The sequence below is a fragment of the Mesorhizobium sp. M7A.F.Ca.MR.176.00.0.0 genome (genome assembly GCF_004023165.1).
In the GTDB taxonomy this organism is placed as follows: Bacteria; Pseudomonadota; Alphaproteobacteria; order Rhizobiales; family Rhizobiaceae; genus Mesorhizobium.
Genome location: NZ_RZTC01000060.1, coordinates 1 through 15,429, shown reverse-complemented (window position 1 = coordinate 15,429; position 15,429 = coordinate 1). Strand labels below are relative to the sequence as shown.

The window sequence follows — 15,429 nt, the reverse complement described above, 5'->3', positions numbered from 1 at the left end:
GGAAACATGCTCACAAATCAGATAGCCAGTGATCCGGCGGATCACGCAGCGGACATACCTCAGGTAGGACTGGCCATCATCACCGGGTCGGCAAACTGGGGGCTGGCCTTCCCGGAAGATATCGAATTCGATGGTGTGCGCACCTTGCGGCGTGACATTAGTTTTGAAACGCCTTTCGGCCGCAGCGACAACTGGAAGCTGATCGAGTTCGATGCCTCGATTACTGCGGAAGGCAGAACGAAACGTGCGTTGTGCATGTATTCGCACGGCGATCCGCGCGACCATATCGACCATTCCTGCCATCGCCGGGCGTTCTGGGTGTTGATGAACGCGGGTGTAAAGCAAGTCCTAGCCTGCTCGACCGTTGGAGCCGTCAACAAAGCGATTCAACCCGGCGACATGGTGGTGACTGCCGATATCATCGAACTGACGCAGACGCCTTTTTCACTGCTTCCAGACCGCCAGAGCTTTGACTGCTCGGGCAAGCAGATCGTATGTCCAAGATGTGCGGCGGTTCTGGTTGAGACGGCCCGCCGTCATTGGCCAGCCGAATGCCGGGTTCATGGCATCGAGCAGCAGTTGGTGGCTGCCCATTGTTACGGGCCTCGACTGACAACCCCAGCCGAGGCTTTGGCTTATCGAAGCATGGGCGCGGATGTGCTCAACCATTCCATCGCCCCCGAGGCGACCCTGTCGCGCGAAATCGGCGCTTGTTTCGTGCCGCTTGCGTTCGTGACCGCGGGTTTCAACGACTATATGGACCGCAGTCGCCAGGAATTGCTGCAGGAGCATGTGTTGCCGAGCCTCTCCATGACCGCCTCGCGGGTTGCGCTGGAGACCGCGGCACGACTTCCAACTGATCCTGAATGCTCTTGCCAGGGCTTGAAGTCGCCCCAACCGGCAGAGCGCTCCAGCCGCTTCTAGAGTATAAAGGGCGCAGATGAGCTCGCGCCGATCTTAGCTTGCCGGCACAAAAATACCGGTGATGGCCGGGTCGCCGTCTGTCGTGACCAGGCCGCGCGCCGTCAGATCCTCGAGATGGGCAAGCACCGACAATCCGGCGGCGCCATGCAGCCGCGGGTCGGTGTCCCTGTAGATCGCCTTGACCATGTCCACGATCGTCCGGTCCCCCTCTTTGACCCGCTCCAGAATGGCGCGCTCGCGCATCTTGCGATGCGTCTTCAACCCGCGCATGAAAGCGCGCGGTGCTGTCACCGGCCCGCCATGTCCTGGCAACAGCAAGCGGTCCCCGCGTTCGATCAAGCGGTCCAGCGAGGCCATGTAGTCGGCCATCGCCCCGTCCGGCGGGGCGACGATGGAGGTTGCCCAGGCCATGACATGATCGGCCGAAAACAGGATGCCGGTTCCCTGCAGCGCGAACGCCGCATGATTGGCGGTGTGGCCCGGGGTCAGAACCGTCCTGATCGACCAGCCGTCGCCGTCGACCACCTCGCCGTCGGGCAGGGCGACATCAGGGATGAAAGCCGTGTCGGCACTGGCATCGAGCGCATTGGTCTCGCCGATATGCAGGGCTCTTGCCGGCCGGTGCGGCCCCTCTGCCAGCACGAGGGCGCCGGTGCGCTCTTTCAGCCGGGCCGCCAGCGGGGAGTGGTCGCGATGCGTGTGGCTGACGAAGATATGGCTGACCGGCCGGCCTGCGATCACCTCGATCAGGGTCCGCAGATGCGCCTCGTCCTCCGGCCCCGGATCGATCACCGCCAGCGTATCGCGGCCAACAACGTAGCTGTTGGTGCCGTGAAAGGTGAAGGGGCTTGGATTGCGGGCCGTGATGCGCTGGACATCGGGCGCGACATTCACCCCCTGGCCATAGAAGGGGTCGAAGCCGGTATCGAATTTCAGTGCCATGCATCGGTGCCTTGTTTCGGGAAACGGCAAAACCGATTGCCGCACAACACGCAAGCCAATATAGGAGGATGTGAGGCCGCGAACATCGGAGTGCGGCAATCGGATTGGGGAAATACCATGGCAATTGCAACTACGATGCGTCCGCTTGTTTCTCTGGCTCTGCCGCAAAACGGCGCGGCGCGGCTGGCAACGCAGCTTTTCCTGGCCATCGCCGGAACGCTTGTGCTGACACTGTCGGCCAAGACCAAGGTAATGCTCGGGCCGGTCGACATTTCGATGCAGACGCTGGCCGTGCTGCTGATCGCCGCCGCCTTCGGCATGCGTCTCGGCGTCGCCACCCTGCTGCTCTACATGGCCGAGGGCGCCATGGGCTTCCCCGTCTTCCAGAGCACGCCTGAAAAGGGTCTCGGCATTGCCTACATGCTCGGCTCGACCGGCGGCTATCTCGCCGGCTTCGTGGTCATGGCGGCAATTGTCGGCTGGGCGGCGGATCGCGGCTGGGACCGCCATCCAATCAAGCTTTTCAACGCCATGCTGGTTGGCGAAGTCGTCATGATGGCAATGGGCTTTGCCTGGCTGGCGCTGCTCATCGGTCCGGAAAAGTCGTGGCAGTTCGGCGTCGTGCCGTTCATCGTCGGCGACCTGATCAAGGTGGCGCTCGCGGCAAGCCTGGTGCCGGCCGTCTGGACGCTGCTGAAGCGCGGCTGAAGCGCGCGATCGAAGAAACGGCCAGGGGCAATCAAGCCACTGGCCGGAGCGGCGTCACTGGCGGATTTCCGGTCTGATGTCCGCCAACCTCGATAGATTGTCGGTTAGATCGCCCTAGACGCTGCGACATCTTCAGTAATGATCATTAAGTCGCTTTATTAGCCCAGGCTTTTCAATTTCCCGAACTGTTGATCTGAGAAATAGATGCTTGCTGGCGCGACCGCGCTGTCGTAGCTCTTGGTCTTCGACTGTATCGAATCGCCGGGGGGCGAGACGTCCGATTCGTTGTTGTGAACGATCAGGTCAGATGCGCTATCGCGCTGGTCTGTCGCCGATACGGCAGCTTCGGGGAAGGGGGGAAGACGTTGAATGTCGCAGCGTCGACTATTGTCGGAAGCCGGCACTTCCTGTTCAGGATTCGGTTTCAACTGCTTGGCGGACTGACATTCGCGATTTTTGCGCCGGCGATCATCCGGATTGTCTTCAATCCTGAATTCATCTATTCGGCCAATCTTCAGGTAACAGTAGCCGCTGCGGTCATCGCGCACCTTGTGGGCTTCTTGTCTTATCGCCGCATCGGAAATTTCCCAGGCGTGGCCGCGGCAAGTTACATCTTGCCGACATTTGCCCTGTCCTACGGGGCTGTTTTCCTGACCATCTTCTTTTTTCGGTTCGAGTACAGCCGGTTTCAGGCTGCCGCCAGTTTCACGCAGTCCACGCTCTGGTACTTCGGCCTGAGCCTGTTGACGCGGCGTCTCGATCCGTACCGGCTCGTGGTGATTCCCGGCGGAGATGTCGAGCGCCTCAAGACGTTACCGGGTGTGCATTGGTTTTGGATCAAGTCGACCAGTACGATAATCGAAAGAGCCAGCGGCGTGGTCGTTGATCTGCGTGCCGATCTTGGCGCGGAATGGGAACGATACATCGCGGATCGGGCCCTTTCGGGAACGCCCGTATACCACGTCAAGCAGGTCAGAGAGTCGCTGACCGGTCGGGTCGAGATCGAGCACCTGTCGGAAAACACGCTTGGTTCGCTCAATCCGAACCAGGCCTATCTCAAGATCAAGCAGGCGGTCGACTGGGTCTCGGCACTTGTCTTGATCATCGTTCTTTCCCCCGTTCTGGCGTTGATAGCGCTGCTGATCCGGCTGGATTCCGATGGTCCTGCGCTGTTTCGCCAGCAACGCATGGGCTACCGGGGCAAGATCTGCACGGTCTACAAGTTTCGCTCGATGCGCCAGCACTCTGGCGCCGGCAGCGAAAAGGAAAGGGCGATCACCAGGCACGACGATGACCGCATCACCAGAGTCGGGCGTTTCCTGCGAAAATCCAGGATCGACGAACTGCCGCAGGTCATCAACATCCTGCGTGGCGAAATGAGTTGGATCGGGCCGCGGCCGGAAGCTGTCGTGCTGTCGCAGTGGTACGAGGCTGAGCTGCCATTCTACCGCTACAGGCATATCGTCAGGCCGGGCATAAGTGGGTGGGCACAAGTAAATCAGGGGCATGTGGCTGCCGTCGATGACGTTATGGAAAAATTGCACTATGATTTCTATTACATAAAGAACTTTTCGCCTTGGCTGGACGTTTTGATAACTCTCAAGACGCTGAAAACGATGCTTACCGGCTTTGGTGCGAGATAACCAATGCGAAGCATGGCTCTGGAATAGCAAGCGCAGGAAGCAGATGGATCTCGCCTCCAGGAAAATAGCGATCATCGGGCTTGGCTATGTCGGCCTGCCGCTGGCGGTCGCCTTCGGCGCCGGCAGGGATGTCGTCGGTTTCGACATCGACCAGTCGAGGGTGGACGCGCTGAGGCGTGGCGACGACCATACGCTGGAAGCCAGCAGCGATGAGATCAGTGCTGCGTCGCGGCTGACATTCACCACCGACAAGGCCGATCTGCGCGATTGCGGGATTTTCATCGTCACGGTTCCAACGCCGATCGACAGGGCCAACCGTCCGGATCTGAAACCGCTGATCATGGCATCGACTTTTGTCGGCGAGGTCATATCGCCAGGCGCGGTGGTGATCTTCGAATCGACGGTCTATCCCGGCTGCACGGAAGAGGTGTGCGCGCCGCTGATCGAGAAACATTCGGGCCTGCGCTACAATGAGGGGTTCTTCCTCGGCTACAGTCCCGAGCGCATCAATCCGGGCGACCGCGAGCATCGGTTGCAAACGATCGTCAAGGTCACCAGCGGCTCGACGCCGGAAGCGGCCGAAGGTATCGATGCGCTCTATGCCTCGATCGTGCCGGCAGGCACACACCGTACCTCGAGCATTGCGGTCGCCGAAGCGGCCAAGGTCATCGAGAACACTCAGCGCGACCTCAACATCGCGCTGATGAACGAGTTGTCGCTTATCTTCGGCAAGCTCGGCATCGATACGTCCGAAGTGCTGGAAGCCGCCGGCACCAAATGGAATTTCCTGCGCTTCACGCCTGGTCTCGTCGGCGGCCACTGCATCGGCGTCGATCCCTACTATCTCACCCACAAGGCCCAGGAACTCGGCTATCATCCGGAGGTGATTCTTGCTGGCCGCCGTATCAATGACGGCATGGGTCGGCACGCGGCGGATCAGACGGCCCGCCTGATGATGCGCAAGGGAATACCTGTCGTTGGCAGCCGGATTCTGGTGATGGGCGCGGCCTTCAAGGAAAATTGTCCGGACCTGAGGAATTCCAAGGTCGCCGATATCGTTGCCCAACTGAAGGAATACAACGCCGGCATCGACATATGGGACCCCTGGGTCGACGCGCAGGAATGCGCGCGTGCCTTCGGCGTAGCCAGCATGAAGGACATTCCCGACATGCGTTATGACGGCGTTATCGTGGCCGTCGGCCACAGGCAGTTCCGCGCGTTAGGCGTCGACGGCCTGATGGCGCTTTGCAAGACCCCGGGCGTCATCTACGACATCAAGGGTCTGTTCCCCAGGCATGTCACGGATGGGCGTTTCTGATGAAGGTTCTGGTCACCGGCGCGGCCGGCTTCATAGGATATCACGTAGCGAAGCGGCTGCTGGAGCGCGGTGACGAGGTCGTCGGCATCGACAACGTCAACGACTATTACGATCCGGAGATCAAGGAGGCGAGGCTGCGGCTTCTGGACGAGGCGAGCCGCAAGACCAATGCCGGCTATCATTTCATCCGCGGCAATCTCGCCGACAAGAGCGTGGTCGACGCCTGCTTTGCCGACCATGCATTCGACCGGGTGATCCATCTCGCCGCCCAGGCCGGGGTTCGCTACAGCCTGGAAAACCCGCATGCCTATGTCGAAAGCAACATCATCGCCTACACCAACATGCTGGAGGCCTGCCGCAACAGCGCCGTCGCGCACCTGACCTATGCCAGCACGTCGAGTGTCTACGGTGCCAACACCGACATGCCGTTTTCCGAGCATCGTCCGGCCGACCATCCGCTGCAGTTCTACGCCGCGACCAAGCGCGCCAACGAACTGATGGCGCACAGCTACAGCCATCTGTTCGGATTGCCGACGACCGGGCTTCGCTTCTTCACGGTGTATGGTCCCTGGGGTCGCCCGGACATGGCGCTGTTCCTGTTCACCAGGAACATCCTGGCCGGCGAGCCGATCAAGCTGTTCAACAACGGCAACCACACGCGCGACTTCACCTATGTCGATGACATCGCCGAAGGCGTGATCCGCGCCAGCGACAGCCCGGCCACGGGCAATGCCGCCTGGGACTCCAGCCGTCCCGATCCGGCCACAAGCAGCGCCCCCTGGCGCATCTTCAACATCGGCAACAACAACCCGGTGAAGCTGACCGCCTATGTCGAGGCGCTGGAAAACGCGCTGGGCCGCAAAGCCATCGTCGAACTCTTGCCGCTGCAGCCCGGCGACGTGCCCGATACCTTCGCCGACACCTCGGCGCTGGAGCAGGCGGTCGGCTACCGCCCGGCGACGACGGTGACCGAGGGCGTCGGGCGGTTCGTCGAGTGGTACAAGGCGTATTTTGCGCGGGGATAAGGCTCGGCGTTTCCCGGCTGATCCGCGCTGTTCCATGATCGCGTAACCAGGAGCAGATGGAATCGATACGGCTCGCAAACAGGCAGTCTGCAATCCATTGCAGTCCCAGGCGCTATTGAGCGTCTGCATCCCCACGTTCAATCGGCGGGATCGCGTTGCGGCGCTGGTTCAGCAACTGTTGCGTACGGACTGCCCATTGCAGATATGCGTCCATGTCGACGGTTCGACCGACGGAACGAACGAAGCGCTTGCGGAAATCGCATCTCGCGATGCCAGTTTGGTGGTCACCACCGGCCCGAATGACGGCAGAGGCCGCGCGATGTTTTCGGCGATTGCTTCCGCCACTGGCGACTATTGCATGGTCTTCGATGATGACGACGATCTCTTCACCGATCGCCTGCCGGAAGTCTGTGAGCACCTCTCGCAGAGAGGTGTCGATGAGAAGATTGCGGGTTTTGTGTTCTCGATGGCTCTTGGCCACCCAGAGACGGCAGCAGAGCCGTTTCCGTCGGAACGGACAAACCTGATAAAGATGCGGGCCGACGAACGGGTGGTCGGCGACAAGAAGGAGGTCATCAAAACTCCTTTGCTTAAACGGGTTGCCGTGCCCCCAGCGGGGCGGTTCCGCCGCGTTCCAACATCTCTTCTCTGGTCCAGATTGGCGATCGAATACGACGTTATCTGTGTCAATGTCGAGATTGGACAAAAACGATATTTGCCGGAGGGGATGACGGCAAGGATTCGGCTTCTTCAGCGACAAAATGCATACCCGATGTTGTTGCTGAACTTGAACTACATCAAGGCGTTCTGGCTAGGACGATATCGGTCAGTTCGGTTCTTGGGCAAGGCGGTTCTTGCCTGTTTGAGCTTTGGTGTCTTGAGTTTCCCGTTCTTGCTCAAGAGGTCATTCGTGCGGGTGACTTCATGAAAGAAGCCAGCCTGTGGAAGTTGGTGGAAGCCATCGTAATACGAATTGTTCCTGGTCTTCTGAACATAGCGACGTTGCTGTACATCGGCAGCCATCTGGAGACTGGACAGTACGGTGTTTTCAGCACGACGATTGCGACAGTTTCATTTATTTCGACACTTGTTTTTGGAGTCGCGACCTATTCGATAATGCCGGTTTCCGCAAAAATGCATGCCGCGGGAATGGGTAGAGAGTACGTATCGTCCATTTTGACCGTGCTGGCAGTTGTGGTGTTGTTTGTCGTTCTGGCTGGACTGGCAATGACGTGGCTGGGATTTGGCAATGCCGTTGCCGCGACCATCATCGTTTCTTTCGGCTTGCACACCGCACTTCAAGAGATTTTGAGGTCACAACTGCGTTTGTGGGCGTACGGTTGGTCGGCGATTGGCCAGGCCGTCGCATACCAGGCAGGAGCCATAATCCTGCTTGTCGGCGATGCGAAAGTAGGCTCGGCTCTTGCAGCCTTTTCGCTCAGCTATTTCGTCGGAGCGCTGATTTCATTTGCCTTCCTGGGACCTATGAATCTGAGACGGCCTGGCTTTTCCTATCTTGCCGGGTCTCTGGTTACAGGCTGGGGATTTGTGTTGAGCAATCTGGCCGAGAGCGGCGTGTTTGTCGGCATTCGATACATTGTTTTGTTGCTTGGCTCCGAGACCCATCTCGGTGTCTTCTCGTTTTGCGTCGATCTTTCACAACGGTCCGTCGGCTTCTTCATGAATGCGGCCAGCTTCGTATTTGTGCCAAGGGCGTTTCTCAGTGCCGCAAATGGAAACGTCAGGGAGTTTCGGCGCGGACTGTTCGAGGGAGCGGCCATCGCACTCATTTTTGCGACCGTGGCCGCGGCCGGAATAGTTGGCCTGTTTTTCTCGGGCCATGCATCCGGATGGCTGGGGAAGTCTTTTGATCCTGTGGTGTTCGGGATCGTTTCTTGTGCTGTTCTGGTCAACAGGACGAAGAAAGTGATCATCGATCCTTTTGCGCTTAGGTCGAGCAAAGCGATGACGTTGACCTATTCCTACGCGATAGGGGCGTTGGCTTGCTGTTGTCTGGCGGCATTGGGCCTTTGGTGGCGGGTGCCTCTTGGCAGTGAAATGGCATTTTTGTTCGGATATGTCGTTGCCGCTGGCTGTTCCTTTTTCGCATTGAGGAATGTGATTGCAGATCAAGGGCCTGGTGCGAAACAGCGCACCGTTTTGATGGTCGGTCCGGATGCCAGAAATGAATGAGAAGAAAGCATTCTACGACGAGAAAAACAGGCGCATCGTCCATGTCGGCACGGTGGCTGATGACGACTATTGGGATTCTCACTGGGCCGAAGGGATTGTCTTGAGGCCGGATCGCTTTGTCGTTGAAACCACCAAGCGATACCTGACCGGATCGGCCAAGATCCTGGACGCTGGATGTGGCTTGGCCAATACGGTCCATGGCCTCGACCAGGCAGGCTTTTCCGCCTACGGGATCGACTTCGCGCAGAAGACCGTGGGGATGGTGAATCGTGCCGCGCCCCATTTGCAAGTGACCGTGGGGGATGTTCGAGCAACGGGCTTCGCGGACGAATTCTTCGATGGGGTGTGGTCTCTGGGGGTGATCGAGCACTTCTTCGACGGTTACGATGAGATCGCATTGGAGATGAAGCGCATCATCCGGTCAGGAGGAGTTGCCTTCGTGACAGTGCCGAGCATTTCTCCTCTCCGGCGGCTGAAGATCAGAATGGGTCTCTATCCCAGGTTTCCAGGTGAACGGGCCGGATTTTACCAGTTCGTTCTTGAGCCGTCTTCGATTGTTTCCAATTTCGAACAGCACGGCTTCAAGCTTCTGGGATCACAGCCGAGGGGAGGCTTCAAGGGGCTGAAGGACGAGACATTTTTCTCCAAGCCGATGCAGGCCTGGTACGACAGTAAGAATGGAATCCTGAGAGGTTTGCGTGCTGCTGCGGACCGGTTGCTCGGCCCATTTTCGCATCATACGCGGCTCTACGTCTTCCACAGGATATAGCGCGGATGTCAAATCCGAGTGGGCGCAGATCGCCAAACGAAACCGGTGGTGAAGCAGTGTCGATATTGCGAAAGTTTGTTCGCACGAATGTGGCCATTTCCGAGTTCCTGGACAGTGCTCTGCCGCGGCGCCTTCGCATCGACGGCAACCGGACCTTTGCGACGGAGATAGCACCTCCCTTACTTACCTCAAACGCTCGGGTTTACGATCTTGGCGGGGGTGCCAGGCCGTTCGTCAGTCTTTCGGAGAAGCGGCGCCTGGGGCTTTTTGTCGTTGGGCTCGACCTCGACGCGGAAGAGTTGTCGAAAGCGCCACGCGGAATATACGACGAGGAGATTGAAGCGGACCTTACCTCGTTTAGGGGGAGGGGCGATGCCGACGTCGTCATTTGCCAAGCAACGCTCGAGCACGTCCGTGATGGCGAGGGCGCCCTGCGCGGCATTGCCAGTTGCGTGAAACCGGGAGGCATGGTTGCCATTTTCTCGCCCTCGCGCAACGCCGTTTTTGCCAGATTGAATCGGGTCCTGCCGGAGGGGATGAAGCGACGGCTGCTTTTTGCGATCTATCCTGAAAAGGGCATGGGTCATGACGGGTTTCCGGCCTTCTACGACAAGTGCTTGCCCAGTGACGTCGAAACAATCGCAAAACGGAACGACCTGGAACTTATCGAGCGCCGTCTGTTCTGGAAAAGCTCCTACTTCTATTTTTTCGTGCCGGCCTTTCTTGCCTGGCGCATCTGGTTAGGCGTTTCGGCCCTGTTCCTCCGCAAGGATGCCGCTGAAACCTACGCCTATGTCTTTCGGCGAAAACAGTGAGTTCCCGCGGCCCATGAAAAGGAAGCTCGCGCTGATCGCCATTCCGCTCGACAGAAGAGGCGGTGCCGAAACCATCCTGAAACTTGTTGCGCGCGCACTCGCGAGGCGACCCGACTGGGACGTCGAAATCGGCTTCTTGGGTAGCCAGGCGGCGGGCGAGGCCGCTGGATCACACCAGGACGGAATTCGGTGCAGCTACGGCTATGGCGGCGGCAAGGCCATGAGCGAGTTTTTGCTCGCCCCGCGGCTGATCCGGCGTCGGTACGATTTGGTGTTCTCGAGCCACGCACGGGTAAACTCGTTTCTGGCTGCCGCCCGAAGCGTTGGACTTCTCCGCAGCCATAGGCTGGTCGCCCGCGAGTCCACGGTACTTCTGGATCGCTTCAAGGGTCCTCGCGCGCTCGCTTACAAGGCGCTCTACGCTGCCTATGGCAGCCAGGACATGATAGTCGCGCAAACGAGCTATATGAATGAACGCCTGCGTGACGTATTGCCCCGGCGAGCAATCGCCAAGCTGTGTACTTTGCCCAACCCGGTCGACGAAGATCTCATCGTCAAAATGTCCATGGAAGCATCGTCGGGGCACGACGCCGAGATACTTTCACGCCGTCCGCAGATAGTCTGGTGCGGCCGGCTGATTGATGTGAAGCGTCCGATGATCGCGGTTGATGTGCTGGCCGAAGTCAGACGAAGGACCGGCGAGGATTATGAGCTGACCATGGTTGGCTCTGGCCCCATGGAAGCGGAGTTGAGAGCCCGCGCCGGCAAGCTTGATCTGACCTCGCGACTCAATCTGCTCGGCCAGAGAGACAACCCGTTTCCGCTGTTTCGCGCAGCGCGTGCCGGCATTCTCACGTCGGCGACGGAGGGATTTCCCAACGTCCTTCTGGAAATGATGGCTTGCCGGATTCCCGGCATCGTCACCACCCCCTGTGCGGGAGATCTGGACATGCTGTCGGGCCTGGAGATTTCAGCCGGCTTTGGCGCGTCGGAAATTGCGGAAGCACTGCTGAAGGTCATTCAAGGTGGTGATCGGTCGGCCTTGTACGGAAAGACCTTGTCGGAAAGATCGCCGGATCGGTTTGCGGATATGCTGTTGAGAACGCCGTTGTCATATCCGGGTGGGCAGCGATGACGGCCGTTGCTCGCAACAAGATAGTCGTCTCGATAAACACATCCTGGAATGTCGTCAATTTTCGCAAGGGACTGATCGAGGCGCTGCGGAGCCGCGGCTATGACGTGGTCGTCGTCGCGCCGAGAGACGAGTATTCTCCGCTGATTGCGGCCATGGACTGCCGCTATGTCGAACTCGACATGGACAATTCCGGCACGTCACCGTTGCGGGATTTGGTCCTTCTGTGGCGCTACTGGCGTCTCTTGCGGCGCGAGAGACCGCTGGCCTTTGTCGGCTTCACGATCAAGCCCAATGTGTTCGGCTCCATCGCGGCCAATCTGAACGGCATTCCCGTCATCAACAACATTTCGGGATTGGGGACAGCGTTCGTCCGCGGTGGTCTGCTGCTCAGGATTGCCAAGGCCTTGTACCGGGTGGCATTGGCCCGTTCCAAAATGGTTTTCTTCCAGAATGACGATGACCGGATGCTGTTCGTCAACGAACGCCTGGTTCGCAAGGATCGAACCGCGCTTTTGCCTGGCTCCGGCATCGACCTCGTGCGTTTTGCCCCTTCGCCCGAAGCGCGCACCGGGTCTGGCGCCATCATCTTTCTTCTCGTGGCCCGGCTTCTCTGGGACAAGGGTGTCGGCGAGTTCATCACGGCGGCCCGTCGGGTTTGCCGTGAGGTGCCCGGAGTGCGTTTCCAGCTACTCGGCTTTCTTGATGTCGAAAACCGGACCGCGGTCAACCGCGAACACGTGGAAAAATGGGTTGGCGAGGGATTGGTCGAATATCTCGGCTCCACCGACGATGTGCGGCCTTTCATTGGTGCCGCGGATTGTGTCGTGTTGCCCTCCTACAGGGAGGGAACGCCGCGCTCGCTGCTCGAGGCGGCTGCGATGGGCAAGCCGCTGATCGCAACCGACGTGCCAGGATGCAGGGAAGTGGTGGACCACGCGGTCAATGGCTTCCTATGCAAGGTGAGGGACCCTGATGACCTTGCGAGCAAGATGGTCGAGTTTGCGCGGCTGGACGACTCGTCCAGGGACAGGATGGGAGCCCAGAGCAGAAACAAGGTCGAGCGGCAGTTTTCGGAAACGATCGTCATCGAGAAGTACATGCAGCAGATAGAAAGACTGAGCGCCCTTGCGACGAAATGAGCGGACCGGCCGCACAGGGTCGGAGGGAGGATGGTTTTGTCAGTCAGGAGCATAGCGTTGCTTGCCGTCGTGGCAGTTTTGTTTGGTGTTGGCTTTCTGGGCATCATCGTGATGCAGAGGGGCGGCCCGTCCCCCGCGAAGCCGGTAGCCGAGCTCAAGCCGTTTGACGGCAAGCTCGCCATTCCATCGGTCGATGATCTGCGTGTCGGCGGTCGCAAGATCCTGCTGTGCGGGGCGGCGTTTTCCAGGCCTCAGGCCATGCGCCTCCTGGTGACGGAAGCGGCGCGCCGAGACTACCAGGGGCTCGTCCTGGCCTGCAAACCTGTCGGTGCCGGAACACCTTGCGACGGCAAGATCGCTTCCAGGGTTGGCGATACCCTTGTTGTGCAGTGCCTGACGGCTGAGGGGGAAGATTTGGCCACCATACTTACGCAGGGCGGAATTCTCTGCGGCCAGCCGGTTCAGGCCGGCGCAACGTACAAACCTTGCTGAGCAGGTCGCCAGTACAGACCGGAGGCTCTTGCGGCGAAGTGAGTGGGTCTTGTTCTCAAGCTGGCCGGCGCCCGCATTTGGGTATTTATGGGTCCTTTATTGGGTATGCCGGTTCTTGAATTTTCGGGTATTTTTGGGTATACTTGTGGGTATGACCCTGAAGATAGACTCTCTGCAAATTACCACCGAGATCCTTGCTCTGGTCTCGGAGATCGACGAATTCAAAGGGGCTTGGCGAGCGCTGGGCGCGCTCGCTCCGGAACGCCTATCGGCTCTGCGCCGCGTCGCGACCATCGAGAGCATTGGCTCTTCTACCCGTATCGAAGGAAGCAGGCTTACTGACGGCGAAGTGGAGCGGCTGCTCGCCAACCTCGACATCAAATTCTTTGAGTCCCGAGACGAGCAGGAAGTCGCCGGATATGCGCAGGTCATGGAAATGATCTTCGCGCATTTCGATGCGATTGATCTGACCGAAAACCACCTGACACAGCTACACCGTGACCTGCTGGCGTTCAGCAACAAGGATGAACGCCACCGCGGTGCATATAAGACACTCGCCAATAATGTCAGTGCGTTCGATGCCGACGGAAAAGAGATCGGCGTCATCTTCGAAACGGCGACGCCTTTCGATACGCCGAAGCGGATGAAAGAGCTTGTCGAGTGGACACGCGACACACTCAACGAGCAAAGCCTGCACCCTCTGCTCGTCGTCGCAATCTTTACGGTGGTGTTTTTGGAGATACACCCATTCCAGGACGGGAATGGAAGGCTGTCACGCGTTCTGACGACGCTCCTGCTGATGCGCAGCGGATATGCGTATGTGCCTTACTCTTCCCTCGAAAGCGTGATTGAGAACAGCAAGGAAGGCTACTATCTGGCGCTACGCCAGACTCAGAAGACGATCCGCAGCCCGAACCCCAATTGGCAACCATGGGCTGTGTATTTCCTGCGCGCTCTGCAGCAGCAAAAGCGGAGGTTGGAGAAAAAAATCGAGCGGGAACGTCTTGTGCTCGGCACGTTGCCGGAACTCTCTCTGCAAATCGTTGAGGCCATCAATGAGCGTGGGCGCATAACCATCAGCGAGATCGTCAACCTGACAGGTGCAAACCGAAACACCGTCAAAAAACACTTGGCAATTCTGGTCGAAGCGAACCATCTGGCCCAACATGGAACCGGCAAGGGAACGTGGTACGGCCAAAATAGGCGGTAAAGGCGCCAAGTCTGAGGCACGTCGACTTGGTGAGTTGGATCGCGGTTGGGGCATGGAGCAGATCTCTATGGCGGGAGAGCAGGAATGGTAGCCGAGCCGGCCGCCTACCCCGTTGGCCGCGATTGGTATCGAGCCGATCTCGAATTACATGCTGTCAGCACGACCAATGGTCGAAATCGCGCGGCTGCCATCAAGGAATATCTACCGAAAAATGTATCGATAATTCAATACATTAGGTTGGTTGGCGAAAGGTTTGGCGCGCTCAGCTTGCCCAAAGCTTATCGAGCCAGTCACCGCGGAAAGGAGACCTCAAATTTTTTTCCGATAGTAAGAAACCTGTGACAGGTAGTCGAAGACTATTAATGCGATCTGGCTAAAGTACTGTGCTTGGACAGACACGCGTCAGCTTAAATCGCCTCGCGCGCGCGAAACAGGTTGGAATTGTGGCGAAAAACTGGTACGCGCTGATGCAATGCCTTTGACTGGGGTGCGTCTGAAGTGGTGCAGCAAGAAGGGATCGAAGACTGATGAGCCTTGTGGTTAAAACTGCGCTTGCCGTATTTGTCGTGTCAATCGGGTTTGGTTCAGCTTCATCGTTTGCCCAGGATGCTTCGTGCAGCTGCGCGACACCCTATCAAGGTTCGGCAAACCCGATCGGATCCATCCGTTCCGCCACCGGTGATGTGATGGTGTCGCAGACGGCGGGCTATGGCGCTGCCAAGGTTGGAAGCGCGCTCGATTTCGGCAGCCGTGTGGTGGTTGGCGCCAACGGCGCGGCCTCCGTTCTGGTCGGCGGCTGCAATCTGGAGGTTTCGGCCAATTCGAGCCTCGACGTTTCCCGCCTTGGCAACAACATTTGCCTCAAGCTTGTCGGCTCTGAGAAGACGGCTGCTATTCAGCCCTCCGGCGGCGGCGCCGGGTTCGGTCCGCCGGAGGCGATTTTCGCCGGGGCGCTTCTGACGTCTGGCGTGCTCGCGGCGACGCAGGACGACGACAACGGCGTCAGCCGCTGACGAAGATATGGCGGCGTCGGCCGCTGTAGAGAAGGGTCTGGAAAGGTCGGCGGCCCGGCTGGTTTATTGGGTTTGTTAACCATATTGTTCTATTGCTTGGGGC

15 protein-coding genes are annotated in these 15,429 nt (G+C 58.8%); 14 read left to right on the top strand and 1 reads right to left on the bottom strand.

Going from position 1 to position 15,429, the window contains the following annotated elements; all coding sequences use genetic code 11:
- Window positions 1–6: 6 nt before the first annotated feature.
- A complete protein-coding gene (locus EOB59_RS20135) occupies window positions 7–924 on the top strand; it encodes a 5'-methylthioadenosine phosphorylase (protein WP_128289087.1) in 918 nt (305 codons plus the stop codon).
- 33 nt (window positions 925–957) lie between these two features.
- On the opposite strand, the gene EOB59_RS20130 is transcribed toward EOB59_RS20135, so the two are convergent.
- Complete coding sequence (locus tag EOB59_RS20130) at window positions 958–1,866, bottom strand: MBL fold metallo-hydrolase (RefSeq protein ID WP_127327126.1); 909 nt, start codon at window positions 1,864–1,866, stop codon at window positions 958–960.
- Window positions 1,867–1,983: 117 nt separating this feature from the next.
- Here EOB59_RS20130 and EOB59_RS20125 point away from each other — a divergent pair, with 117 nt between their 5' ends.
- The 13 genes from EOB59_RS20125 to EOB59_RS20065 all read left to right on the top strand — a co-directional run bounded on the left by EOB59_RS20125 (window position 1,984) and on the right by EOB59_RS20065 (window position 15,326).
- The gene (locus tag EOB59_RS20125; protein ID WP_023808554.1) at window positions 1,984–2,574 is read left to right on the top strand and encodes a biotin transporter BioY; all 591 of its coding nucleotides are present in this window, start codon (window positions 1,984–1,986) and stop codon (window positions 2,572–2,574) included.
- Between the two features lie 365 nt (window positions 2,575–2,939).
- Complete coding sequence (locus EOB59_RS20120) at window positions 2,940–4,217, top strand: sugar transferase (protein ID WP_245486678.1); 1,278 nt, start codon at window positions 2,940–2,942, stop codon at window positions 4,215–4,217.
- 43 nt (window positions 4,218–4,260) lie between these two features.
- Entirely contained in the window at window positions 4,261–5,535 is a 1,275-nt protein-coding gene (locus tag EOB59_RS20115) for a nucleotide sugar dehydrogenase (RefSeq protein WP_127810984.1), read from the top strand.
- The gene (locus EOB59_RS20110) at window positions 5,535–6,560 is read left to right on the top strand and encodes an NAD-dependent epimerase (protein ID WP_127395597.1); all 1,026 of its coding nucleotides are present in this window, start codon (window positions 5,535–5,537) and stop codon (window positions 6,558–6,560) included. The genes EOB59_RS20115 and EOB59_RS20110 overlap by 1 nt, the downstream gene beginning before the upstream one ends.
- Before the next feature lie 97 nt (window positions 6,561–6,657).
- Window positions 6,658–7,488, top strand: a complete 831-nt coding sequence (locus EOB59_RS20105; protein ID WP_164873884.1) for a glycosyltransferase — start codon at window positions 6,658–6,660, stop codon at window positions 7,486–7,488.
- Window positions 7,485–8,753, top strand: coding sequence for a hypothetical protein (locus EOB59_RS20100; protein ID WP_128289078.1), 1,269 nt, complete (start codon window positions 7,485–7,487; stop codon window positions 8,751–8,753). Before EOB59_RS20105 ends, EOB59_RS20100 begins: the two co-directional genes overlap by 4 nt.
- Entirely contained in the window at window positions 8,746–9,522 is a 777-nt protein-coding gene (locus EOB59_RS20095; protein ID WP_164895696.1) for a class I SAM-dependent methyltransferase, read from the top strand. Before EOB59_RS20100 ends, EOB59_RS20095 begins: the two co-directional genes overlap by 8 nt.
- A 5-nt stretch (window positions 9,523–9,527) precedes the next feature.
- Window positions 9,528–10,337, top strand: coding sequence for a methyltransferase domain-containing protein (locus tag EOB59_RS20090; RefSeq protein WP_128289076.1), 810 nt, complete (start codon window positions 9,528–9,530; stop codon window positions 10,335–10,337).
- Complete coding sequence (locus tag EOB59_RS20085) at window positions 10,315–11,472, top strand: glycosyltransferase (protein ID WP_164895695.1); 1,158 nt, start codon at window positions 10,315–10,317, stop codon at window positions 11,470–11,472. Before EOB59_RS20090 ends, EOB59_RS20085 begins: the two co-directional genes overlap by 23 nt.
- Window positions 11,469–12,611, top strand: coding sequence for a glycosyltransferase family 4 protein (locus EOB59_RS20080; protein ID WP_128289075.1), 1,143 nt, complete (start codon window positions 11,469–11,471; stop codon window positions 12,609–12,611). Before EOB59_RS20085 ends, EOB59_RS20080 begins: the two co-directional genes overlap by 4 nt.
- Window positions 12,612–12,668: 57 nt before the next feature.
- Window positions 12,669–13,103, top strand: coding sequence for a hypothetical protein (locus EOB59_RS20075; RefSeq protein ID WP_127295725.1), 435 nt, complete (start codon window positions 12,669–12,671; stop codon window positions 13,101–13,103).
- 151 nt (window positions 13,104–13,254) lie between these two features.
- A complete protein-coding gene (locus EOB59_RS20070) occupies window positions 13,255–14,313 on the top strand; it encodes a DUF977 family protein (RefSeq protein WP_128289074.1) in 1,059 nt (352 codons plus the stop codon).
- 686 nt (window positions 14,314–14,999) lie between these two features.
- Window positions 15,000–15,326: a hypothetical protein gene (locus EOB59_RS20065; protein ID WP_245481758.1), complete on the top strand. Its 327-nt coding sequence runs from the start codon at window positions 15,000–15,002 to the stop codon at window positions 15,324–15,326.
- Window positions 15,327–15,429: the final 103 nt, after the last annotated feature.